At 37.1% G+C, this 24913-nt stretch carries 26 protein-coding genes; 9 read left to right on the top strand and 17 right to left on the bottom strand.

Going from position 1 to position 24913, the window contains the following annotated elements; all coding sequences use genetic code 11:
- Window positions 1–404: 404 nt before the first annotated feature.
- Entirely contained in the window at window positions 405–1421 is a 1017-nt protein-coding gene (locus IW22_RS18580) for an NAD-dependent epimerase/dehydratase family protein (RefSeq protein ID WP_034729464.1), read from the top strand.
- 12 nt (window positions 1422–1433) lie between these two features.
- On the opposite strand, the gene IW22_RS18575 is transcribed toward IW22_RS18580, so the two are convergent.
- The 3 genes from IW22_RS18575 to IW22_RS18565 form a co-directional block, all read right to left on the bottom strand.
- Window positions 1434–2072, bottom strand: a complete 639-nt coding sequence (locus IW22_RS18575) for a hypothetical protein (RefSeq protein WP_228384066.1) — start codon at window positions 2070–2072, stop codon at window positions 1434–1436.
- A 74-nt stretch (window positions 2073–2146) separates the two neighbouring features.
- Complete coding sequence (locus IW22_RS18570) at window positions 2147–2626, bottom strand: VOC family protein (protein ID WP_228384065.1); 480 nt, start codon at window positions 2624–2626, stop codon at window positions 2147–2149.
- Window positions 2627–2730: 104 nt separating this feature from the next.
- Entirely contained in the window at window positions 2731–3975 is a 1245-nt protein-coding gene (locus IW22_RS18565; RefSeq protein ID WP_034729455.1) for a hypothetical protein, read from the bottom strand.
- A 97-nt stretch (window positions 3976–4072) separates the two neighbouring features.
- Between IW22_RS18565 and IW22_RS18560 the strand changes: the two genes are divergently transcribed.
- A complete protein-coding gene (locus IW22_RS18560; RefSeq protein WP_034729453.1) occupies window positions 4073–4636 on the top strand; it encodes a TetR/AcrR family transcriptional regulator in 564 nt (187 codons plus the stop codon).
- Window positions 4637–4696: 60 nt separating this feature from the next.
- Window positions 4697–6094: an MFS transporter gene (locus tag IW22_RS18555; RefSeq protein ID WP_228384064.1), complete on the top strand. Its 1398-nt coding sequence runs from the start codon at window positions 4697–4699 to the stop codon at window positions 6092–6094.
- 53 nt (window positions 6095–6147) lie between these two features.
- On the opposite strand, the gene IW22_RS23785 is transcribed toward IW22_RS18555, so the two are convergent.
- The 13 genes from IW22_RS23785 to IW22_RS18485 all read right to left on the bottom strand — a co-directional run bounded on the left by IW22_RS23785 (window position 6148) and on the right by IW22_RS18485 (window position 18597).
- On the bottom strand, window positions 6148–7260 hold the full coding sequence (locus tag IW22_RS23785) for a TlpA family protein disulfide reductase (RefSeq protein WP_051891300.1): 1113 nt from the start codon (window positions 7258–7260) through the stop codon (window positions 6148–6150).
- A gap of 200 nt (window positions 7261–7460) precedes the next feature.
- A complete protein-coding gene (locus IW22_RS18545; RefSeq protein WP_034729446.1) occupies window positions 7461–8531 on the bottom strand; it encodes a serine hydrolase domain-containing protein in 1071 nt (356 codons plus the stop codon).
- Window positions 8532–8693: 162 nt separating this feature from the next.
- Window positions 8694–9983 (bottom strand): serine hydrolase domain-containing protein, encoded by a 1290-nt coding sequence (locus IW22_RS18540; protein WP_034729443.1) that lies wholly within the window; start codon window positions 9981–9983, stop codon window positions 8694–8696.
- 119 nt (window positions 9984–10102) lie between these two features.
- Window positions 10103–10303, bottom strand: coding sequence for a YqaE/Pmp3 family membrane protein (locus IW22_RS18535; protein WP_034729440.1), 201 nt, complete (start codon window positions 10301–10303; stop codon window positions 10103–10105).
- Between the two features lie 51 nt (window positions 10304–10354).
- Entirely contained in the window at window positions 10355–10792 is a 438-nt protein-coding gene (locus tag IW22_RS18530) for a hypothetical protein (protein WP_034729438.1), read from the bottom strand.
- 11 nt (window positions 10793–10803) lie between these two features.
- Window positions 10804–11535 (bottom strand): class I SAM-dependent methyltransferase, encoded by a 732-nt coding sequence (locus tag IW22_RS18525; RefSeq protein ID WP_034729509.1) that lies wholly within the window; start codon window positions 11533–11535, stop codon window positions 10804–10806.
- Window positions 11536–12218: 683 nt separating this feature from the next.
- Window positions 12219–12938 (bottom strand): hypothetical protein, encoded by a 720-nt coding sequence (locus IW22_RS18515; RefSeq protein WP_131401764.1) that lies wholly within the window; start codon window positions 12936–12938, stop codon window positions 12219–12221.
- 13 nt (window positions 12939–12951) lie between these two features.
- Complete coding sequence (locus IW22_RS18510; protein ID WP_165571906.1) at window positions 12952–13464, bottom strand: hypothetical protein; 513 nt, start codon at window positions 13462–13464, stop codon at window positions 12952–12954.
- A 36-nt stretch (window positions 13465–13500) separates the two neighbouring features.
- Complete coding sequence (locus tag IW22_RS18505; protein WP_034729428.1) at window positions 13501–14622, bottom strand: lactonase family protein; 1122 nt, start codon at window positions 14620–14622, stop codon at window positions 13501–13503.
- Between the two features lie 91 nt (window positions 14623–14713).
- Window positions 14714–15274, bottom strand: coding sequence for a hypothetical protein (locus tag IW22_RS18500; protein ID WP_034729426.1), 561 nt, complete (start codon window positions 15272–15274; stop codon window positions 14714–14716).
- 14 nt (window positions 15275–15288) lie between these two features.
- Window positions 15289–15714, bottom strand: a complete 426-nt coding sequence (locus tag IW22_RS18495; protein ID WP_034729424.1) for a DUF1801 domain-containing protein — start codon at window positions 15712–15714, stop codon at window positions 15289–15291.
- A gap of 41 nt (window positions 15715–15755) precedes the next feature.
- Complete coding sequence (locus IW22_RS18490; protein ID WP_034729422.1) at window positions 15756–16295, bottom strand: hypothetical protein; 540 nt, start codon at window positions 16293–16295, stop codon at window positions 15756–15758.
- A gap of 265 nt (window positions 16296–16560) precedes the next feature.
- Complete coding sequence (locus IW22_RS18485; protein ID WP_034729420.1) at window positions 16561–18597, bottom strand: M3 family metallopeptidase; 2037 nt, start codon at window positions 18595–18597, stop codon at window positions 16561–16563.
- 254 nt (window positions 18598–18851) lie between these two features.
- On the opposite strand from IW22_RS18485, the gene IW22_RS18480 reads away from it, so the two are divergent.
- The 6 genes from IW22_RS18480 (at window position 18852) to rimM (ending at window position 23004) form a co-directional block, all read left to right on the top strand.
- A complete protein-coding gene (locus tag IW22_RS18480; RefSeq protein WP_034729418.1) occupies window positions 18852–19382 on the top strand; it encodes an SRPBCC family protein in 531 nt (176 codons plus the stop codon).
- A 105-nt stretch (window positions 19383–19487) separates the two neighbouring features.
- Window positions 19488–19937: a hypothetical protein gene (locus IW22_RS18475; RefSeq protein ID WP_034729507.1), complete on the top strand. Its 450-nt coding sequence runs from the start codon at window positions 19488–19490 to the stop codon at window positions 19935–19937.
- A 552-nt stretch (window positions 19938–20489) separates the two neighbouring features.
- Complete coding sequence (locus tag IW22_RS18470) at window positions 20490–21128, top strand: DoxX family membrane protein (RefSeq protein ID WP_034729416.1); 639 nt, start codon at window positions 20490–20492, stop codon at window positions 21126–21128.
- 49 nt (window positions 21129–21177) lie between these two features.
- Complete coding sequence (locus IW22_RS18465; protein ID WP_034729413.1) at window positions 21178–21690, top strand: nitroreductase; 513 nt, start codon at window positions 21178–21180, stop codon at window positions 21688–21690.
- Between the two features lie 192 nt (window positions 21691–21882).
- Window positions 21883–22449, top strand: a complete 567-nt coding sequence (locus IW22_RS18460) for a 30S ribosomal protein S16 (RefSeq protein WP_034729410.1) — start codon at window positions 21883–21885, stop codon at window positions 22447–22449.
- Between the two features lie 12 nt (window positions 22450–22461).
- The gene (rimM, locus tag IW22_RS18455) at window positions 22462–23004 is read left to right on the top strand and encodes a ribosome maturation factor RimM (RefSeq protein WP_034729407.1); all 543 of its coding nucleotides are present in this window, start codon (window positions 22462–22464) and stop codon (window positions 23002–23004) included.
- Between the two features lie 240 nt (window positions 23005–23244).
- Here rimM and IW22_RS18450 read toward each other — a convergent pair whose 3' ends face one another.
- Window positions 23245–24891, bottom strand: a complete 1647-nt coding sequence (locus IW22_RS18450) for a serine hydrolase domain-containing protein (RefSeq protein ID WP_034729405.1) — start codon at window positions 24889–24891, stop codon at window positions 23245–23247.
- Window positions 24892–24913 lie beyond the last annotated feature (22 nt).

The following is a 24913-nucleotide window of genomic DNA, read 5'->3' as shown; positions in this document are numbered from 1 at the left end:
CGGTCAACCATTATAATACCAAACGACCTCATAATGCAATTGGAAGAATCTCTCCTCAAAAATTTGAAGAGAATTGCAGACAAAATATGAAATTTAATAAACCTATTTTGAATATATTTAACAACGAGATATTAAAGAATAATACGGTCAACTCTATTTAGGGATTTACAATCAGATTTCAGACATGAGACTTTTACATTAATTTTCAGTAAGTCATAAAGTTTCGGGATGCGGGTTTCGCGGTTGGAACTAGCAACTATCAACCAGCAACCAGCAACAAGCAACTATCAACCAGCAACAAAACTTTACTCTCAAACTTATACCCGTAACTTTCGCATTAACTAACAAAAGTCAAGTGGTTCCGGAGCAGGGAAGGCGAACTTTACAGCATTAAAATCAATGCAATGATAAAGAACAATCTGGCTCTGGTTTCAGGGGCCAACGGACATTTGGGGAATAATTTAGTACGGCTTTTATTGAAAAAAGGTATTCCTGTACGGGCAGCGGTAAGAAATACGAAGAACACAAAACCTTTCGAAGGATTGAACTGTGAAATAGTGCAGGCCGATATCACGGATAAAGCTTCTTTTGTACGGGCACTTCAGGGTGCGGAAACTTTTTATGCAGTAGGGGCTTCCTTTAAACTGTGGGCAAAAGATCCGAAAAAGGAAATCTATGATGTGAACATCAATGGCACCCGCAATACCATTGAAGCGGCCGCTGAAGCCGGTGTAAAGAGAATAGTGTATGTGAGCTCAATTGCTGCTTTAAATTATTCAAAACTCCCGGCAAGAGAGAGTAGTGGCTACAATCCGGACAGAAGAGATATGTACTACAATTCTAAAAATGATGGTGAAAAGCTGGCTTTCGAACTGGCACACAAGCTGGGTATTGAACTGGTTTCCGTAATGCCTTCCGCAATGATTGGCAGTGATGCTTTTTTCCCATTGAATGTTTCCTACAATATCCTGAAACTTATTCTGAACAAAGAAATCCCAGTCGATACAAAGATTACCCTGAACTGGATTGATGTCAAAGATGTAGCAGAAGGATGCTATCTCGCTGCCCAAAAAGGACGTTCCGGTGAACGCTATATTTTAGCTAATGAAAAGTGTATGACGATTACAGATACCACTATTTTAGCAGGAAAATTATATCCCGAACTGAATGTAAAAGTACCGGGTTCAGTTCCCAAATTTTTACTGTATGCTATTGCAGGGATTATGGAGCTGACCGCCAAATTAAGTGGGAAACCGCCTTTGCTGACGAGGAAAGATATTGCGATGTTCTCCGGACTTCAGCAGGATTTTGATATTTCCAAATCCAGAAATGAATTGGGATTCAATCCCAAAAGTCCCGAGCAGGCTGTAAAAGAAGCACTGGATTATCTGATGAAAAATAAAAATATTCTGGGGGTTTGAAAAAGCCTCCTTTTACGGGGTGTAAAGCTGAATGATAGATCCTTTATAATATTTCGTCAGATCATAAAGCTCTCCGAAATAATGCTGCAGCGCAAGATCATTATTTTGACCTGAGCCTTTTGTACGGAACTGCTCTTCTGCAAGGGCATACAAAGCCGGATGTTCCGTTTTTAAGTAATGTGAAAGCACTGCACAACTCCCTTTTTCCTTGAGGGCAATGTCTGTAAAAAATAAACCATAAATCAGAAACTGATTGAAATTTTGAGAATTCACTCTGAAATCAAGCTTCTGTTGTGAATATTTCTCGTAATCGGAAAGGATTTCCTGAAAAGAATGTACATTTTCTTCTTTCGGGATTTCGTAGAAAAGATCGAGACCATGGATGAATAGCTGGGTTTTAGCTTCTTCATTATCCGTTGGATAAGCATTGCTGAACCAGGTGAAAATACTTGAAAGCTCTTCTTTGGAAAGTTCTTCCACAGAATCTTTAACTTTATTTTTGATAATTTCAAGGCTTACTTTGGCATCAGCCTGAAGAAAGTTTAGGATATTTTCTTCCTCACGGCAGAGTTTATTGTACAAATTGATTTTAGCAATATTCGGATTCGTTTTGATGAAATAAAGTTCTTCTGCCATTGCTTGATACCACATGATCTTTTCCAAAATGGTACCTAAAGATACGAAATATGTGACGATTAAAATCAAAAATATTATGCAGTGAATTATTAATCATTTTTGAGGGTTTCATGAAGCGCAATCCTGTTTCCCTCAGAATCTTCAAATTCAGCGACTGCAAATCCATATTTTTCATTGATTTTTTTAGGATAGAGTATGTTCCCGCCATTCTGAACCACTTTGGCTAATGATTGATCCATATTTTCTGTTTTAAAATAAATAATAACTCCATCTTTTGTTGGTTGGTACACATCTCCTTTCGCCAGAGCGCCTGTGATACCGCTGCTTTTTTCCTTAAACGGAAATAAAGACATTTCATACCCGTCAATATCTTCTTTTTCAAAACTGAAATTAAAAACATTCGTATAAAACTGCTCGGCACGTTTCATATCATTCACAGGGATTTCGAAATAGACAACGGGATTGGAAGTACTCATATTTTTTTCTTTTGAGGTGCAGGATAATAGGAGTAAAAGGATAGTGGTAGCATATAGAAATCGTACAAACGGATTTTTTTTATTCTTAATCATTAGTTTTTTCATTAGCATTAAAATATTCAATAGGAATGGGATTTAGCCCATCAACAAAAAAAATCAATATCATTTGGCTTTAGCCAAAACCTAGACAATCAGCATCAATAATAAGTAATTTCATATGACTTTGACCACTTCCAGTTTCTCTTTTCCGATGCATCTTCATAGTAGATCAGATTATTATGCATATCAAAAATATGAGTGATTTTGCGGTCACTATCTTCATCGCACTCCGTTTCAATCCGGTTTCCGTTCTCATAAGAAATATGGGTAACGCAGTTGCTGTCACCGGTAGTGATCTTTTTTATGATTCTGTTTTCAGCATCGAATTCATAAGTATATTGATAACTTCCTCCGAAATCATGATTCTTTTCAGTTATACTGTAGCTGTGAGCTGTCAGGAGGTTTTGGTTATCATATGTATGAGCAATGTATTCAATAAGACTAAGCTCTTTTTCATTAAAATCGGACCAGTAAGCATATTTTGCATGAGAAACTTCACGGTCGGCGTCATCATAAGTTACATCGGTGAGTTCAACAAAAAAATCAATGGAAGGTTGTCCCGGAAGCTCTTTACCTTCCAAATCATACCTGAATTCATTGAGGAGAGATTTAATAACGCTGGTGTAAAGAGATGTTTCATCCAGTGAGATTTTTGATATCTCAGGCAGGCTTTCATAGCTGATGTTTTTCAAATCATCCGTCGTAATTCTGGTCATATGTTCGGCATTATAACTTTCGTGATAATCCATACAGTCATTACCAATTTCTTCTCTTGAAAACTTAAAACTCTGTACAATCCGTTGCTTTTCATCCATAATCAGATGCCTTAGCTTGACTAATCTTTTTTCAGCATCAAATGACTTTCTTGTTATTGTATTTTCATGATAAAAATACTTGATGATATAAATGATTTGTCCTGAATCTGAAAACGAAATCTCTTCAAGAGCCTTGTGAGATTTGTCAAATTGTTTTTGAAAGAGAGTGATCGCATTTTTTGAAAAACTGTTTAATTTTCCTGTGGCATTATATTCTATTGAGGTTTTTCCAATGTCCTTTTTCTCAAGGAAATTAAAATCAGAGTCATAGTATTCTGTCCAGTTGAGGTTGCCGGATGAATCTTTGTAATGACATAGAATCATTTTAGGTGTATTTTCTCCCAAACGATGAATTTCTTTAACCTCCATACCTTCTTTTTCATACCTCTTTTCAATACTGGCCAAAATGCCTTTCTTATACAGTTTAATTTCAGAAATTGTACCTTCCGGAGTATACATACTTTCAGTCTTAAGTTCTCCTGAACTGTATTTTTTTACTGATCTTACCTTTCCATAGAGTTGATTCATCTTCTGAAATTTTAATATCGAATAAAGATACAGAAACTCAAAAAAATAAAATAGATAGACTTATCTATTTTTTATCTACCTTTGTAAAAATTTCGGGATGAAAAAAGAAAAAGTACAGGAAAGGATCATCAGGGTGGCTTCGGATCTGTTTTACAGACAGGGCTTCAATTCAACGGGGATCAACCAGATTATTGCCGAGGCAGACATTGCGATCGGTTCACTGTACAATCATTTCTCATCCAAGAATGATCTTCTCCAGGCTTATTTGATCAAACAGGAAGTAGAATGGTTCAAAGGTTTTGAAGAACATTCTTCCAAAATGTCTGACCCGGGAGAAAAACTACTTTCTTTGATAGATTACCGGAAAAAATTACAAAAATCATCAAAATTTGCAGGCTGCCATTTTATAAAAATTGTGGCCGAAGTAGGAGACAGCAGTCCTGTGGTTTCTGATTTTGCCAAAAAGCACAAGGAAAAGCAGAAAGAAATGATCCGAATAATGGTCAATGAACATGCGGAAAATAAAAAGGATATTGATACAGATATACTCACAGAACAAATTTTTCTTTTGATAGAAGGTGCTGTAGTTACTTCTACGATCAATAAGAATTCAGATTCCTTTGATCAGATCCTAAAAATGATTAAGGCACAGCTGTCTTAATTTTTTTTCTTAATTAAAAATAGATATATCTATATAAAAATGAATGCTAAATATTTGAAATTGATCGTAATATTATCCGGTCAACTGTTGACGATTATGGATATCTTCATCATCAATGTATCCATTCCGTCCATACAGCGTGATCTTCATGCATCGAACGGAGAAATGCAGCTGATGATTGCTTCTTACCTCATTGGTTTTGCTTCATTCCTGATCACAGGCGGAAGGCTGGGCGATCTGTACGGAAGAAAAAAGATTTTCATGATCGGGTTGGTGTTTTTTATGCTGAGTTCGGTAGCGTGTGGAATTTCGGTCGGACCGGAAGTTCTCGTGATTTCCCGTTTTATTCAGGGAATCAGTGCGGCGATGATGTCTCCGCAGGTTCTTTCTATGATACAGATTCTGTTTACGGCGCATGCAGAAAGAACAAAAGCGATGGGCTGGTATGGGATTACCATTGGAGCGGGAACCATTTTAGGTCAGTTTCTGGGTGGTTATTTTTCATCGGTAATGTGGATGGAGGAATCGTGGAGACTTATTTTTCTGATCAATATTCCGGTATGCTTGCTGGCCTTACTTTTTACCAAAAAAATATTAAACGAATCTAAAATATCAGTTGAAAAAAAGACTTTTGATTTCGTTGGAGTAGCAGTCTTAGCTTCTGGGCTCTTCTGTTTTACCTATGCACTTACCCTGTCCGAACATCATGGAATTCAGGTCAAAAGCATAGTATTGGCCTTGATGTCAATACTTATTTTAATCTATTTTGTCAAAAACCAAAAGATGAGGTTAATACAAAGGAAATCTTATCTGATGGATTTTACTTTATTCAGTTATAAAAACTTCAACCTGGGAATATTAGCCGTTTCTTTTTTCTTCATTATGCTGGATTCTTATTTTTATATTCTTTCCCTTTTTTTTCAGGATGGTCTGAAAATCGGATCAATGGCTGCCGGAGAAATCATTGTGTTTCAGGGCCTCGGTTTTATTCTGGCTTCTGTGTTTTCAGCAAGATTTATTTTAAGATATGGTAAAAAGTTTCTAATAACCGGATTGGTTTTGATCATGATCGTTCTGATTTTGCAGATGCTTTTATTGGATCAGGGAACACCATTTTTTGTCTTTTGTCTTTTACTTTTTTTCCACGGAATAGGTGTGGGCTCCATTATCCCTTCACTGGCGAATATTGCTCTGTCCGGGCTACCCTCAACATTGGCGGGAAATGCTTCAGGAGTTTACAATACCTTTGTGCAGGCAGCTGCCATCGTTGGAATTATTGTAGTGGGAAGTGTTTTCTATTATTTTCTCGGAACAAAACCTTCACCACAAAATTATCACCAGGCTTTTTCGGTTGCTTTGACTGTCAATATTATTTGTCTGATGATTGTTCTGCTTTCGATGGCAAAAGTTCCAGGGTACATACTTCCTACAACAAAACGAAAAAACTCTAAGTTGTAAATTAATATCCAAAAGTAACTTCCATCCTCCCTCTTCCAGCTTCCCTCTCCATACTATTTCAAATGCTTTTCTATAACAGCTTCCAACGTTTCCTGCCCGCCCAGCTCTTTTGAAAGGATTTTTCCGTTTCGATCTACTACGATGAACAAAGGATAACCTCCGGCATTGAGCTTCCTGGTGAATTCTTTTGTAGTGTCAAAATAGCTTTTCCAGGTGACCTTATTTTCCTTGAATATTTTATTGGCCAGATCCATTCTTTGCTGCGTTTTGTCGTCTGCTACACTGATGAAATTCACGCCTTTATCTTTGTACTTTTCATACAGCTTAACAAGCTCAGGAAGTTCTTTAATGCATGGTTTACAGCTGGTAGACCAATAGTCGATCAGAGTGATTTTATAATCTGAAAAGGTTGTTTTTGTAATCTTACTCTCAGGACCGAAATCGATGTCGGGGAAATTTCCGCCTACATTAGTTGAATTTTCAAGAATTAATATTTTTTCGAAATCCTTAAAACAGGATGAATTTTTTATTTTTTTTGAAAATAACGGAAGATCAGTCAGGTAATTTTTATGGAAACCATACTTTGAAAAAGCATCTATAATTTCCCAGAATGCAGGATATGATTCCGGATTTTTTTTGATGTATGCTTTCAGTCGTTTTTCTTTATTTTCAAGATCTGCAGGATTATTTTGTTCAAAAGGCCTGAGTTTTTCGTCTGCCTGTTGAAGATATTCCTTAAGTTTCTTATAATCGTTATTGATAACCGCATCCGGGGGTAACATTAATGTTAAATTTTTGTCAGCGATCTGAATTTCTAAATTTCCATTTTCAATGAAGAACATTTTCGATTGCTGGAATCCTTTTTTATCTTCTTTTGGACCCATCATGATCATCGGCATAGGGCAGGGAACAGTTCCGCCGATGGTATTATCCTGAGGCTGGATTTTAACGAGTGCTCCCTTTGAATTTCCGATAGATTTTACGCTTTTATTGTCCGCATTTAAATTCAGGCTGTATATCGAAATAATGTTTCTTGAAGTAGCCGGAGGTGCCAACAGCAGTGAATCTTTTTCAAATGCAGGTGCCTTCAATTCAATAGTAAACTGTGTTTGCGAAAATGCTGAACTGCTTACTAAAAATAACAAAATCTGTGAAATTCTTTTCATATATATAGATTGAATCATAAAGATATTACTTCATCATCCGGTGTACAAATTTATTTGCTTTTTCAGTTCAGTGTGGATATTAAAGCTTGTGATTGAGATCAATAGAAAAACATTAATTGGTTAGAATACCATCTATTTTGGTGATCAGAAAGTTTTCAGGCGAAAGGAATTGATAAGAATCTTAATATTTATTGGAGGGATTATTTTTTAACGGACTGTAATGCAATCTTTGCCATGTTTCTGGTGATTTCTGTCGGCGAATGGCAGTCACAGTTGCTCAATCCTATTACGTAAATGTCTTCACCGGGAATATAGACGCCCATACTTTTAAATCCGAAAATACTGCCGCCATGCTCCCTGTCCGGGTTTCCGTTGATATCTTTCAGGTGCCATCCGTAACCGTAAGTGAATTCTTCTCCGCTGTTCAGTTTGTATTTCTGGAATGCTTTTTGGGTTTCTGCCGGATTGAGAAGGATATTTTGGTTCAAAGCCTTCTGCCATTTCAGCAAATCATCTACCGTAGACATCAAAGAGCCGGATGAAAAAGGAACACTAAAGTTGATCACTGTTTTATTGACATATCCATGTTCTTTCTGATGGTATCCGTACGCTCTTTTTGGGATCATCTGACGATCTGTGGCATAATAAGAATGTGTCATGCCTGCTTTTTCAAAGATATTTTTCTTGATGAAATCTTCATACGTCTGCCCGGAAACCAGTTCAATGATATATCCCAACACTACGTAGCCCGAATTATTGTAATCAAATTTTTCACCCGGAGCAAAATCTACAGGTTCATTTTTGAAAAAATCAACCATCATTTCAGGCTTCATTTCTTTCTGGGCAATGGTGGATATCGCTTTCATTTTTGTAAAATCCTTAATTCCCGAAGTATGGGTCAGAAGATGATGGATGGTAATTTTATCCCCTGAAGGATAGTCCTTAATGTATTTTGAAATCGGGTCGTTGACATTCAGTATTCCCTGTTGTTCCAGTATAAGGACAGCCACTGATGTAAACTGTTTGGTCATAGAACCGATTTGGAAAACATTATCGGGAGTCATATTCACATTCAGCTCCAGATTGGCTTTTCCAAAAGCTTTGCGGTAAATGGTTTTTCCTTTATACGCAATCATAAATGCTCCTCCGGGCCCATTAGGATCATTGAATTCTGTAGTTATTAAGCTGTCTATTTTCTTTTCCTGGAATTGTGCATCAATGGTACTGCAGAAAAGCAATAGAAACATTGAAAAAAGTTTTAGAGTAATCATAATTATTATTTTGTTATGCAAAGATATAAATTATTATCATTACTATGTTATGCTTTATAGTGATTCGTTAAAAATAACTTTTAATATGAGTTTTGTTCGATTAAAGGAATGGAAGAAGGAAGAGGGAGGATGGCGGTTACTCTTGTTCTCCCAATTGATGATTTATTTCGTTCGGGTTGTTTTCAGGGTAATCCCTGTTGAAATAATGGTCAGAGTATAGGTTCCATTGCTTTGCAGAGAAAATGTATAGCCATCTTCAGAATCCGGAGCATCGAAAAAAGAAGTTTGGGATTCGGGGTAAATTTTTGTTTTTTCGCCGCTTTTATCTGTAATGAAGAGGAAATGATTCTCTAAAGTGACTGTAAACGTCTGAGATTGGTCGAGATCCAATGCAAATTGTCCCGTATACTGCTTTAAAATATCATCAGAAACGGTAACGGCTTTTTTGTTGATTTCTTTGGGAACCGAGTAGGGCTTGCCTTCCAAAAGACTAATGATGTCGTCTGTTACCTTCTGAAAAGGCATATCGCTGAAATTGGCGGTGAAAATAAAAGTTACATTGGATTTTAAGTTCTGGTAATAATAAGCTCTGTATCCTGGTCTTCCACCAGCCTGGATGAGAAGACTGTCTTTAAACATTTTCAGAGCCTGGTCTTTTCTCATATGTTCTCCCGAAAGAAGCTTTTTACTGAAAGCGTATAGATCGGCAGTTGTAGAATAGTAATTACCTGTTTCAAACCTATTAATACTGGTCTTGGAAATGGGAACTATTTTGCCTTCTTCGTTATAAAACCCGTAAGCGAAATTGGGTACCGAACGGGTTGAGTTAAATTCTCCTGTATTTTTGAGTTGGTATTTTTTTATAATCTCGCTGTCAATAAAGTGTTGATATCCCTTTTCAGAAGATTGATCAATGATATAATGAAGAATAAAATAGCCCACATTGGAATAAAGAGTATTTGTTCCGGGCTCAAATTGTAATTTTTCCGACTTGGCCAGTTCGATGGTCTTTTTCAGGCTTACATTTTCATATTTCTCATAATCCTTAATTTCTCTGGGAAGTCCGGACTGATGATACAATAAATTTTCCACCGAAATCTTATTACCATTAGGAAAATCAGGAATAAATCTATCGATATGGTCTGATAATTTAATTTTCCCCTGCTCTGCAAGCTTCAGAATGCCATATTTTATGAAAACCTTAGAGACTGATGCAATAATAAATGTGCTTTTTTTGCTGACACTTAAACCGTTGGCTTTTCCCGGCATAGTATAGCTTTGATCCAAAAGAATTTTTCCATTTTGTGATACCAGCACATTCCCATTAAACTTTCTGAGATTGGTTAATGCCGTAAAATATTCGTCCAGTTCCTTCGCGTATTTTCCAGTACTTTTCTGAGCAGAAAGAGTCACTGAAAAAATAAAGACTAAAATAAAGGCTAGATGTTTCATAGGTTTACAATTTGGCAGAAATAATAGAGTTCCCTAATGAGTTCAATTCTTTGCCAAAAAGTTACATTTCAATGATTTGAGTTGTGTAGACCTACAGATTACGGCCGTTGAGCTAACTTTTATCTCTGATTCTGCTTCATCGCCTTAATCAGTTTTTCATTGCGCTGGTCTGCTCTTGCATTGTTTAATGATAAAGCGGCCCAGATAGCTGCAGGAAGCCAGCCAATCAAAGTGATCTGTAAAATAAGACAGACGATTCCGGTGAGAATTTTTCCACGGATCATAAAAGAGAGAAAGGGAAGTAAAATCGCTAGTAACATGAGGTATAGTTTTAGATGTTTTTAATTAAATTAATATCGAATTTTCATATTTTATTCATTCACTACAGTTTCTTCGTAGTTGTCCGGTTCATTTTCTAACGGAACCGGGAAGAAAGCATTTCCTTTTTTCGTATAGACTTCCGCCCGGTAAGGATGTTTTTCAATGCTGTTCTTGATAGCTTCAAACAGATCTGGTCGCGTGAACCAAACTGTTCCGCATTCACCACAACCCCAGAATGGTTTTTCGTCTTCTACATAAGAAATCAGACCATAGCATGAACTGACCGGACATCTCAAATGATCTTCATCCGTAGCTTTCTGTGGATCAGTCTGATCCATCGTTTGTGGATTCAAAGAGAAGCCGTTGTAGCAGGAAGGGCATTCCAGCATGATAAACCTCATTCCTTTTTTCTGTGAATCCAGAATGAAAGAAGTCTGCTCTCCGGATGCGGTAAATGTCTCTTTGCAATGATCACAAGTAATATTCATAATGTTTTCCGTTATTTTTCTGCTGAGATCAGCAACATCATAGGACGGCGCAATTCATCCTTCATATCAGAAAATTCTTTCAGCATTTCTTCACTAGGCTCCGGCTCAATCAGTTCATTAATTTTGAAACCCTGTTTCAGCAAAGTGTTCAGATAAGAAGACAGTGTTCTATGGTATTTTATTACATGTTCTCCTAAAAATGTGGTGTCTCTTTTTCCTTCTAAAAAATAACGGTCAACCGGCCAGTGCAGTTTTTCATTATTTTCACCATATGTCCAATCCTGTTTTCCCTGTGCTGTAAAAACGGGATGTTCCACAGAAAACACGAAATGTCCGCCGGGTTTCAGCCACTGATAAATATGATGAATAAGTGTATCCAATGATTCTACATAATGAAAAGTCAGTGAGCTCAATACAATGTCAAATTTTTCTGAAGGATACTCCAGATCTTCAAGAGCTTTTCGTACATATTCAATACCATCAAGACTGTTGATTTCTTTCGCTTTTTCAAGCATTTTTTCTGAAAGATCTACCCCAATCACAGATTTTGCTCCCATTTCAATAGCATAGCGACAATGCCAGCCGAAGCCACAGCCAAGATCAAGAACGTCTTTTCCTGTAAAATCCGGAAGCATTTTTTTTAGCGCAGGCCATTCTCCGGCACCTTCCAGTCCTTTTTGGGAGCGGAGCATTTTTTCGTACTGTTCAAAAAAAGATGAATGGTCGTATTTATTTTCTTTCATAGGATAGATATAGGACATGTTAAAAACGGCTTAGAAATGTTTGAATATCGCAACAGCGGCCGTTCCCAAAGTTTTTTATAAAACTAAATTAATGAAAATTATATAAGGTGAACCTGAAGATGGAAAAAATAATTTTTCAGGCGTTCCATTTCAAGAATAAACTGAATTGAAAATAATTCACCAGGATGAATACAGCCAGATAAAAAAGTATCATAAAAGCGGTAAGGTTAATAGAGGAGGCTCCAAAAGTTATTTTGGTATGAATGCATGATATCAGTATCAAAATATTCGTACCCACATATCCGATACCGAACATAGCAATATATCCCCAGGGATCACCTAATTGGATATTCATTCCCCGCCCCATATTCAAAAAGGGGATGATTCCGGCAGTGAGTACTCCAAACAGGACCGGATAAAGTAAAAAGGAAGCAATCTGTAATGTTTTTTGATTTTTAATCACTGATACAAAGGGCAGTTGTATAAATTCCAGTAATTTTTTCGACGTCTCACTTTTTTTTCCTTTCAGCAGGAGCCAGCACCGTTCAATTTCCAGGATTAAAAACAGCTGGAGTAGCATTACTGATAAATAGATTACTATTTTTATTAAATGGATATTCATTTTTTTTACAGCTTAATTAAGAATCAGAAGGTTGGGATTATCTCTTTCACCTGTAAAGTTTTTACTTCTGTTGTCTCTTCAATGCCCACCATGTAAGAACAGCTCCGATGATTCCTAAAAAGATCAGGATAAATACAGCCAGACCCGTTACCAGATCATAAAATAATGAACCCTGAAAATAAAACAAATCGGTGGATAAAAATAGTTTACTTTTTTCAGGCTGATCGGGATTGGTGAGAATAAGATAATCCCTTTTCTGTATTTTTTCTGAAACCGATTTTGAAAATTCATCTACCAGTTCCCTGCTCTTTTTTCTGTTCCAAAACGGATAATATCTGTATAAGGCTTCAGGCTCCAAGTTTTTATATGGTGTTCCGTTAAACTGGTATTCGTAATCAATATTGACGTAAGAATTTCCTTTCCGCTTATATCCGCTTTCCCAGGAAGTCAATGGCTGTATCTTTTGGGCATTCACCGGCTTCCAATCGCGATGAGACCATTTGAATTCCTGAATTTTCAGAAACGGAGAAAGCGATAACAGGGTAATTATAACGAGATAGATCAGGCCGGTTGTTATCAGAAGATTCTGAGCTGTTTTTTTTAAATCAGTTCTGATATTCCGGAGACTTTTAAAATTGGTCACAATGACCAGAAGCAGAGCATAGAAAAAATACCTGACCGGGTTTTCTATAAAGACAAAAAACACTATTCCGCCTGCAATTGCGATAGATCCTATAACAGTTAAAAAGATATCTGAGATTTTTTTGAATTTTTCAATCATAGGAATTGGTGTTTTATTTAAGTTTTGTACCACGGATAATATTAAAATTAAAGAAACCTTTGGATAATTCCAATTCAAGGAAATGGGCTTCGTCTATTTTTGCTCTCATACTTCGTTTAAATTCTATTCTTTTTGTACTGTTTTTTTCTGTTTCAATAATTACGGCAGGTGTTTTTTTACTACGGTTGTATTTGGGACCCGGAATTTCAGTTTTTCTGATGATTGTATAGGTCTTATTTTTAGTTGCTTTCTCAGCGAAACAGTAGTTGATGCCTAAAAATGATACTGTAACACAACTCCCTACAACAAAGACACAAAGGATGAAATTATTAATATGATTCCACGGACTTAGTGCTCCCAGCTTATTTTTGAAGATTATAAAAGTCAAAATTCCTAAAGCATAAAAAATGACAATAATTATTATGGGGATAATGGTTTCTTCAAATAATTTAAGGTTGACTAAATTCAGCAAAAGCGCAATGAATAATATGGTATTAAATAGGGTGGAACTGCGTTTAATCTTCACTTTAAATTGATGTTTGTAAATGTTTAGTTCTTAAAGCTAATATTTCCTTATTTTCACGCTGGAAGCACTTTTAACTTTCACTTTGTTTCCGGTCTTTTTTAATAACCCGGTTTGTGGATCGCGCTTGAATACAACAATATTTCCACTGCCTGCATTGGCCACAATGACAAACTTACCCGTTTCATCAATGTCAAATACTCTGGAGTGTTTCCCTATCGTCGATTGATAACCAACGTTCTTTAAAGTTCCGTCTTCCAAAATTGAAAAAATGGCGATATTATTTTCCACACCACGATTAGCAGCATACAAAAACTTTCCGTCCGGTGAAATGTGGATGTCTGAACTTTCAAAATCTTCTTTATACTGATCTGTATGGGTATTGACTCTTTGAATACTGGTCAGAACAGTATCTTCATATCGATATGCATTCACCGTACCGGATAATTCTTCAATACAGTAGGCAAATTTTCCGTTGGGATGAAACGTAAAATGTCTTGGACCGCTTCCTAATGTAGATTGAATGAATGGCTGTTTCGCCGTTTGTAGAGGCTCTTTTTGATCACTGTCAAATGTATAGGATCTGATTTTATCCGCTCCCAGATCGGTTAGGAATAAATGATCAAAGTCCGGAGAGAAAACAGCAGCATGAACGTGTGACCTATCCTGTCTGCCTTCATTGATACTTCCTTCTGAAAACCGAAAATTCTGTACAGCCGGCTGTATAGTTCCATTCTCAGAGACAGGGTAAACGGAAGCGCTGCCTTCTGTATAATTGGCATTCACCAGCCATTTTCCATTCCGGTGAGCACTTACATAAACCGGGTTTTCACCGCCACTTTTCTGACTGTTGATAAAGGTAAGCGTCTCATCTTCAGGATTGAATTTAAAACTGCTGACACTTCCTGCATTGGGTGTTTTACTTTCTGTGCAGGCAAAAATATACCGGCCATCCGCGGATAAGGTCAGAAATGAAGGGTTTAAAATTCCTTTCAGAGCAGTTACTTTGGATAATTTCCCTTTAATGGTATCCAGCTTATACACATAAATTCCTTCGGTGGTTTTGTCTCTGTTAAATGAGCCTATAAAGACGTATGTATTTTGCGAATAGAGATGGATGGACGCTACAATGATGGTGAGTAAGCTTAGTATTTTTTTCAATTTTTAAAGAAGTTTATGTGGGTCATTATTTAATTTCTACGCAAATCTGACAAAGGTATGAGATCGTAACTTCTGGTAATGATGATCTGAATTATTTTACATATTCAATCTTCCCTCTGAAATATCCTTTCCCTTTGTGTGGGATAACATTTCCATACGAATCATATTCTGTTTTTTCAAATTCTACATATCCATATATACTATCATTGGGGTGATATGACGATTTGTTGAGAATGAGTTTTTGTTTGGGATTTTTAAAAGTGGAAGGTTTTTCATGATCTGTTATATCATCACTCATACTATAAGGTGAAACCTCATATCTATTGTCATAAATGTTTATATTGAATCCTCCAGAAGTGAATCCTGTATGATTCACAATATTGATATTGAGCGTATCGGTGTTCTTCCAGAATACAGGCTCGCAAACATACCCACTGCTTTCATTGAAAATAAGTTTTGTTGTCTTTTTGCTTTTGGGAGGTTCAGATTCAATCATCATCTGAATTTCATTTTCAGATTCCATCTGCTTGAAAATTTTGTTGTGCTTCAGATTTTCATCGACAGAGAATGGTAGCCGTTCGCTTTTGATCTTTTCCTTTGAACAGCTCAACAAAAATACAGAAAAAACAAGGGCCGGAATTTTGAATTTCATTGTAAAATAAGTGTTTAATTTTTCGCCTCAAAACCATCCTTTATGGCCGCTTCCAGTATATCAATGTTGATATCTTTCAGTTTTTTGAATTTAATACAATATCCGGTGACGCTCGCTTTTCCTATTTTTTGTCCATAGATTTCGGATAAATAAGCCTTATCTTTAATGGTCAGGATATATACGGAGATTCCAGTGGTATTTGCACTGATTCCAATCTGATAAAACTCCCTGGTTTTCCCGCCAGCATATTCCATCGTTTGAAATCCATAGCCGATATTAGGGTTGGCAACGGTTTTATTGTCTTCGTTTTTGCCGTCCAGAAACCATAATGTACATCCGGGTGAGAGTTCCTGAATTATGCGGTGTAGCTCCTGCATATCGCTGCATTTGGGTTCGGGCTGGCTGTTGATATATTCTTTGATTTGTTCCTGTATGTTCATGAGATTATGGGGTGCTTTTTACGGATGAAAATCTACTTTGTCTAAGATCTGCGCTTACTTAAAATCACAGCCCTTGCTATTCTGGGCCGGTTATACCGCTGAAGAAAAATAGGGTAGATATTAAGAAGAATATTCAGTACCAGCAACCATAAAGATCGGAGAATACCAAACTTGTAGGCTACAAAAACAGTAAACCCCAGAACGATCAGCATAATAATCAGATGACCCAGTTCGTCCTGTTTTGTACGGTAATACAGATTCGTTAAAGCTTCCGTGTTTTTTTCTACCGGTTTGCTTTTTTTGTTCAGTTTTTCCCATCCTATTTTCACCAATAGTGTTCTGTACATATGGATGCCGATAGATTCATATATTTTCCCTTTCTTTTCCCACGATTTTTCACTGAAATAAGAAGAATTTAAAGGGCTTTTCAAAGTTTCGGTAAAGGTAAGTACGCAGGCCATCAGCATAAAATTCAGAGCGAATGCGAACGAAAAACCATCCATTTTGATATAATGGGTCAGCGCATAAAGCAGCCCAATGGTAACGATGACAATACAGGCGAGAATGAAGAGTTTTTTCATGGAGTTTTTTAGTTTGGATTCTATAATGTCACCAATAGTCCAGGTTTCCCATTCTGTCGGTACAAAACATTATAAAGCTGATTCCAAATTTAATAGAAAACCGCCAATAATATCTCGTGATAAGATATGTTTTTGTAAATTTTATGTATTTGGTATCAAAGACACAATCTGTATAGCAATCTGGCTCTTAAAACGTGGATAAAATAAAAAAGAACAGCCATTGACTGTTCTTTTTATTTTTAATCATTGTAATAATCATTGATGATTATCCAAATGCTCTCTTCAATAAGCTTTCCACCTTCGGTTCACTTCCTCTGAAACTTTTATACAGTTCCATGGGATCTTTGGTTCCACCTGAGGAGAGAAGAACTTTGTATTTTGCAGCCGTTTCAGGATTGAAAATTCCGGTTTCTTTAAAATACTGGAACGCATCTGCATCCAGAACTTCCGCCCATTTATAAGAATAATATCCCGCAGAATATCCTCCCTGGAAAATATGGGAAAAACTAGGGCTCATCGCTGTTTCAGGATTGATCGGGTAAAGAGTGGTCGCTTTTGTATATTTATCTTCAAACGCCTTCACGCTTTCACCTTTTAACTCTTCAACTTTCGTATGGTAGTTCATATCCAGAAGCCCGAAACCAAGCTGTCTCATGGTCTGGTAACCTTCCATAAAACTTTTAGACTGCTCAATTTTTTCAATCTTTTCATCCGGAAGTACTTCACCGGTCTTATAATGTTTAGCGAATGTTTTTAAGAACTCAGGCTCGTAGCAGAAATTTTCCAGAAACTGAGAAGGAAGTTCTACAAAATCCCACTTCACAGACGTTCCGGAAAGACTTGGATATTGGGTTTCAGCCAGCATTCCGTGAAGCGCATGTCCGAATTCGTGGAACAGAGTGGTCACTTCCTGGAAAGTCAGTAAACTTGGAGTATCTTTCGTTGGCTTGCTGAAATTGCAGACGATAGAGATATGAGGACGGGAATTTTCACCATCTTTTTTATACTGATTTTTATAGCTGGTCATCCATGCACCGGCTCTTTTGCCTTTTCTAGGGAAATAATCTACATACAGTAAAGCTTTGAAATGCTCTTCTGCTGAATCTTTTCCTGACTCAAAAACTTCATACACCTTCACATCCTCGTGGTATTTTGGAATATCATTTCTTTCCTCAAAACGAAGTCCGAAAAGTTTTCCTGCCAATCCGAAAACAGCATCCTGTACCTGATCAAGCGGGAAATAAGGCTTCAGTTCTTCATCGTTAAAGTCATATTTCTGCTTACGGAGTTTTTCAGCGTAGAAAGCATGGTCGTAGCCCTGCAAGTCTTCAATTCCGTCAGCTTTGGCCAAGGAACGTAACTCTTCAATTTCTTTGTCTGCGTAAGGTTTTGCTTTTGTTAAAAGTTCATTTAAAAAGTCAATCACTTTCACCGGAGATTTGGCCATTCTTTCTTCCAGAACATAGTCTGCATAGTTTTGATAACCTAATAATTCAGCTTTTTGCTGTTTTAACTGCAGAAGCTCCTTAATCAGTTCTTGGTTGTCAAATTCTCCACCGTCAAAAGATTTTTTCCCGCTCGCCAAAGCGATTTCCTTTCTCAATTCACGGTTTTCCGCATACGTCATGAACGGAATATAACTTGGATACTGAAGGGTAACCACCCAGCCTTCCAGTTCTCTTTCCTTAGCTTCTTCGGCATATTGGTCAAGAATAGCTTCCGGGATTCCTGCCAGATCTTCTTTACGGGTGATATGTTTAAAATAAACATTGGTAGAAGCCAATACATTTTGTCCGAACTGCAGGGATTTTAAAGACAGATCCATATTGATCTTCTGTAGTTTTTCCTTGTCTTCTTCATTCAGCAGGGCACCGCTTCTTACAAAACCTTTATATGTTTCGTTCAACAGCATTTCCTGTTCTTCATTCAGGTTATATTTTTCCTTATCGTCGTATACTTTTTTGATCTTGTTAAATAAAGCTTCGTTTTGAGAGATCTTGGACGAATGTTCAGTTAAAAGAGGGGAAACTTCCTGAGCGATCTTTTGAATCTCATCACTGGTTTCCGCAGAATTTAAATTGAAAAAAATACTTGAAGCCACATCCAGCTGATCTCCTGAATAAGCCAGTGCTTCAATCACATTTTCAAAAGTCGGGGCTTCTGAATTACTGACAATAGTATTGATTTCATCCTCAGACTGTTTGATCAGTTCTTTGAAGGCCGGAAGGAAATCTTCATTTTTAATATCGCTGAAAGGCGCTGCATGATATGGTGTAGTAAATTTTTCTGTTAAAATATTCATTTTTCGATTTTTAGGTAAGTAAATTTAATGATTCATTGGGAATCACACGTGAAAAGCGCAAAAATAATGCCCGGATATCCGGATGTGACAAAAATGCTTTATCTTTAATAATCTTGTCATATGAAAAGAGGCGGCGAGGGTGGAATGACTAATTTTGAAAACAGAAAACCACGAAATATTGAGTATGGACATTGATCTGTCTCTCAGAATTTTAAGGTTAAAGAATAAAACAAATAACTCAAAATATCAAAACTATGAAAACACTCTTAAAAATTCTTGGCTTCATCATCCTTTTGGCCGTAATCTATGCAATTGTAGCGATACTGGCTTTCGATAAAAACCATCATCTTGAAAGATCTGTGGTGATCAACGCACCAAAAGAGAAAGTATGGCAGCACGTAGGCTCATTAAAAGAATACAATGTCTGGGATCCATTTTCAAAAGCGGATAAGGATATTGTGATCACCTATTCCGGAGCCGGTGATAAAGTAGGAGATTCTTACCACTGGAAAGGCAACAGCAAAGTAGGAGAGGGCGAGCAGTCGGTGACAGAAACGGTGCCGAATGATAAATTCATAACCAAACTTCATTTTATCGAACCTTTTGAAGGCGATGCCGTTGCAAAATTTGTTCTGACTCCCGAAGGAAACGGAACAAAAGTCACATGGACAATAGACAATGAACTGAATGCCATGATGAAGATTATGAAACCTATGATGGATATGAATATGACAGGGATACTGGATCAGGGGCTGGGAGACCTTAAAAAGATTTCCGAAAAATAAACAACATAAGCCTTGTAGAAATACAGGGCTTTTTTTATGATGTTTCTCGAATTCAGGGTAATGAGTATTTTAAAAAATTATTATCTTTATGTAAAGATTAGATTTATGGAGAAGATCGTATTTGTGAAAAGTGATATAAGACATTATGTCAAAACAGTTATCTCTGAGAAAATAGAAAAACTTAAAAATTTTATAGAGTTTACCCTGGAAGCAAGTCGTGATATAAAAAAGACCCCGAAGTATGACAGCATGAGAGAGGAAATGCAGGAGGAGATCTACCAGATGCAGCGCCAGCTCGGAGCTTTGAATGATCTTAAAAGAAATATGTCAAAAGTTCTGAATACACCCACAGAAAAAATACAGCTGGGTTCCCTGGTAATCACCAACAAGGCGCGTTTCTATATTTCAGTTTCATTGGGAGAATTCTTTTTTGAAGGCGACCGGTTCTACGCTATTTCCCCTGAAAGTCCCATGGCTAAAAAAATGATGGGAATGAAGTCGGGAGATGCCTTTACCCTGAATAATATTCATCAGGAGATTGTGGAGGTGATTTGATTGGGAGAAGATTCAAGGGCCACGACGCTAGATGTCAGACATCAGATTTCAGACGGAAATTGTCAATTGTGAATTTTGCTTTGCAAGTGAAGGGTGAATTTTAGAGCCAAGAACCAAGAGCCAAGAATCAAGATGTTAGATTTCAGACACGAGATTTCAGAATTAAGGTTAAGGCCTTTTGTATTTCTGTATTTTTATAAATATATTAAAAACAACAAGGGTTGAGTATTCCAATATATGAAGAAATGACAATACTCAATCTATCACATTCAATAGGAACGGGCTTTAGTTTAACAGATCATCTCCATTTATCCGGCTTTACCCAAAACCTAGATTCAAGCACGAAAATATTTGCTATTTAATATGAAAAGTTTGGGTTTTGATCTAAGAAACAAGGTTTCAGATGTTAGATATGAGACGTTTTTACCGCAAATTTTGTAAACTATATAACCAGCAACCAGCAACTAGCAACCATCAACAAAACTCAGCTACTCTCAAACCCTCACACTCTCCAACCCAAAAACTCTCCAACCCTCCAACTCAAAACACGCCATGACATTTGAAAAACTAAGAACCAGCAGACGGAATCAATGGATTATTATTCACTTAAGGTATTTGGTGGGATTTGCATTTTTTCCTTCAGGCCTGACGAAATTATTGGGAAACAGATTTACCGTTCTTTCCATAGATACCCCGATAGGTTATTTTTTTGAAGCCATGTATCAGACGGGATTTTACTGGAATTTTTTAGGACTTTCCCAGATTGTGGCCGGAATTTTACTGATGACCCAGCGGTTCGCACTTTTGGGAACTCTTCTATTTTTAGCGATATTAAGTAACATCTGGATCATTACCATCAGTCTTTCCTTCACCGGAACATGGGTGATCACTTCTATGATGATGATGGCCGTAATTGTATTGCTGATCTGGGATCATCATAAACTGATGCCTGTTCTTGGCTATAACAAACCCATGACCGTAAAAAACTATCCGGATCCGGGACGAATCTGGATCAATGCAGGCATTATGTATACCCTTTGTCTTCTGGGGTTATCATGGCCGGGACCTGTAAAGGAAGGCCTGGAGCAATGGATAGCGAGAGGATTGGCTGTAATCGTATTACTTACATTCGTATTAACTCAGTATAAAACCTATAAAAGCCGCCGGTTATTGTTGAAAAATCAAAGTTAAATCATTGTAATGCTGTAATGCATTCAATTTCATATTGTAAATTTGCAGCATGAATAATGCAGAAATTTTAAAAGAAATCATAGAACAGAGGAGAAGCATCTTTCCAAAAGATTATGCTGAGACCGAAATTGCTCAGGAAGTCATAGATGAAATCTTACACTCAGCGACATTAGCTCCGAACCATAAGCGTACAAAACCTTGGCGTTTTAAGGTTTTCAGAGGGGAAGAAAAAGCAAAACTGGCTTTAGAAATGCAGGCTATTTACAAAGCGAGTCAGTCTGAACAGACTTTTTTAGAGAAGAAATATCAGGATATCGGTTTTAAGATCAATACATCAGATGCCGTGGTTTCCATTGTCGTTAATTTCAGCGGAATGGTTCCGGAATGGGAAGAGATCGCTGCCGTTTCTATGGCGGTACAGAATATGTACCTTACTTGTACAGCAAATAATGTAGGCTGCTACTGGAGTTCTCCTGCCATTGTCAACCATCTTAAGGAATCTTTGACCATCGAAGAAAACCAGAAATGTCTGGGGCTTTTCTATATGGGAAAAGTGGATTAATACAATAATAATGTAGCAATTTATCAGTGTAACAATATAACACTGGATTCTTTGGTAAGGAAATCCAAAAGCGCTGTTGTAATGGTCGATTGATAAATTGTTTCATTTAATAATTGTCGGATAAAATTTTTTATTTATCTTTGCACTCTTAAATATTTAACTGGGACGAGTTCCCATAAAATTCACAACATTATGTCAGTAAAAATCAGATTACAAAGACACGGTAAAAAAGGTAAGCCTTTCTTCCACATCGTGGTTGCAGATTCTAGAGCTAGAAGAGATGGTAGATTCATCGAGAAGCTAGGAACTTACAACCCAATTACTAACCCTGCTACTATCGATTTGAACGTTGATTCTGCTGTAAAGTGGTTAAACAACGGTGCTCAGCCAACTGATACTGCAAGAGCTATCCTTTCTTATAAAGGTGCCCTTTACAAAAAACACTTACAAGGTGGAGTTGCTAAAGGAGCTTTTGACGAAGCTGAAGCTGAAAAAAGATTCAATGCTTGGGTAGAATCTAAAGATCAAAAAGTACAAGGTAAAGTAGAAGGTTTAACTAAAGCTCAGGCTGACGCTAAGAAAGCTGCTTTAGAAGCTGAAGTTAAAGTAAACGAAGCTAGAGTTGCTGCTGCTGCACAAGTTGAAGCTGATGCTAAAGCTGCTGAAGAAGCTGCTAACGCACCTGCTGAAGAAGTTGTTGCTGAAGCTACAGAAGGAGAAGCTCCTGCTGCTGAAACTGAAGAAAACACTGAAGCTTAAAAATAAACCTGTATGCGTAAAGAAGATTGCTATTTACTAGGAAAAATCACACGCAGACATGGCCTTGCGGGAAATGTTATCCTTAAATTGGATACCGATCAACCCGAGCTTTACAATAAATTGGAATCAATATTCGTTGAAATCAACGGATTATTGGTTCCATTTTTTATTGAAAAAACATCCTGGAGCAAAAACGATGCTCTGAATATTGCATTTAAAAATTCTTCCGAAACACTGGTAGACCAATCTTTAGGGAAAAGTGTTTATCTGCCGCTTGCTACACTTCCGAAACTTTCCGGAAAGCAGTTTTATTATCACGAGATCATCGGTTTCGATATTCTTGATGAAAATGATAAAGAATGCGGGGTGATAAGATCTGTAAACGATCAGACGGCTCAAAACTATTTCGTGACCAACCTGGACGGAAAAGAAGTAGTGATTCCTATCATCAAAGACTGGATCCTGGAGGTGAACAGAGAAGAAAGATTCATCAAAATGCAGCTTCCGGAAGGACTTATCGACGTCTTTTTAGTGTCCTCTAAAAAAGACGAATAGGTCAAATCAATTGTTCAGATAACAGATCTGAAACTTCCCCTCTCTCTCATTACTTACTAAGAAATATTTCCCCGTTTTGGTCTTTATAGGATCAGAAGCGACTATTTTGGTATGGTCTTCTTTATCAGATTTCAGACACAAGATATGAAACATGAAACTTTTCCCAGTAAATTGAGCAACTACTAACTAGCAACAAGCAACAAGCATTTTCATTACTCATTGCTCATTACCCATTACTCATTATTTATCACCCAAGGCAGGTAACAAATACTCCTGAACAATCTTCTCAGACTGTACATGTGCATAAGATTTGTTGTATGCTTTAGCCGTAATAGCAATCACTACGGGGATTTCCGTGAACATAATAATTTTGTTTCCGCCGTTTCCACTGCATTGATATGCTTCAAAATTCCGGTTTCCTACTTTATAGATTTTTCTCCAGAATAAGTAGCCATAGCCTTCAGAATCAGGGTCATTGGTGAAATAATTAGTGAAAGATTTTTTTACCCAGTTTTTATTGATAATATTTTTTCCGTTCCATACTCCATTATTTTTATAAAGCTGTCCAAACTTAGCAAAATCCAGCGATTTCATACGTAATCCACCAGCCAGAGAAGGCTTTTGTTGTGGGGTGAACTGCCATTTATAATGAGTGATGCCAAGGGGTTGAAACAACTTATTATCCGCATACTTTTCAAGACCTTTTGGAACATTTTTGTCTAAAATATCTCCTGTCACCACAACGCCTGAAGTGAAATAATTCCAGACTTTTCCAGGCTTATTCTCTGTTGTAGGCAAATCCAGGGTGAACTTTACCCAGTTGTCGGTAGGATACATATTTTCCTCATTTCCAGGAGAGCTTTCATCCTGATCATTACCGTCAAATCCGGAGCTCATCGTCAGGAGACTTTTAATGGTAACGCTATCCTTTCCGGATGAATAGTTTTTGAACTGTTTAAGATCATAAAAATCTCTCAGCATCTGGTTTTCACTTTTAAGATGTCCGTCTTTTATGGCAATACCCATTAAAGCCGACGCAAAGGACTTTCCTACTGAACGCGTATCCTGCAAGGAATCTCTCCCGGATTGGTTGAAATATTCCTCCAGAAGAAGCTTTTCATTTTTGATCACGACAATACTTGTGATCTCTCTGAACCGGTTTTGAGCAATTTTTGTATTTAAAAGTTTTATTTTTTCCTGATCCAGTTTTTCATCTGATACCTTCCATCCGCTGTTGGGCTGTATCTTTTGAATGGCAACCTGTTGTTGTGGAATATTTTTACGCGGGATTGTTAAGCTAATTTCCCCTGTTGCAATCGTAGGTCCAACCTTTAATGATGGAGTTTTTAAATAAGGCTTGATTTCAATTTTCAGAACATGTTTTCCCTCTTCCAGTGCATCAATTCCGCCGTTGCCAAGATAGAATCTCATCCACAGATACCTTCCCCACGAATCTTCGTTTTTTGAACTTGATAAAGGGATTCTCAGCGTAGTTTTCGTCTTTTTGTCTTCAGCAATTCCCGCTCCGGTATTCAGATTTTCAGTGTAGATCAATTTTCCGTCAACAAAGAAATTGAATTGATAATTTCCTTTTTTCAGAAGCTCATCAGCGGATAACGACGGATCGATTTGGTGTAAATAATTAACCAAAGCATTGTCCATAAAAATACGGATGCCTAAATCCTTATCTTCCTGAAATTCCATCGTCTTAAGAAAATCGGATTCTTTTAATTGGTCCGGAGCTATGGTTTTATCCAGGAAAACAATGGTATTGATGTATTTTTTATGAAGGGGAAGCGTGACCGGATCCGGATCTGTAAGATTTTTGGATTGCCCAAAAGAAAGTCCGAAACATAGAAATAAGACAAACAGTAGAATAGATTTCATTTTAATATTTTATCTGAACAAA

The sequence above is a fragment of the Chryseobacterium sp. JM1 genome (assembly GCF_000737715.1).
GTDB lineage: Bacteria > Bacteroidota > Bacteroidia > Flavobacteriales > Weeksellaceae > Chryseobacterium.
The sequence above is the reverse complement of the archived record's forward strand: the minus strand, read 5'-3'. Positions and strand labels throughout refer to the sequence as shown.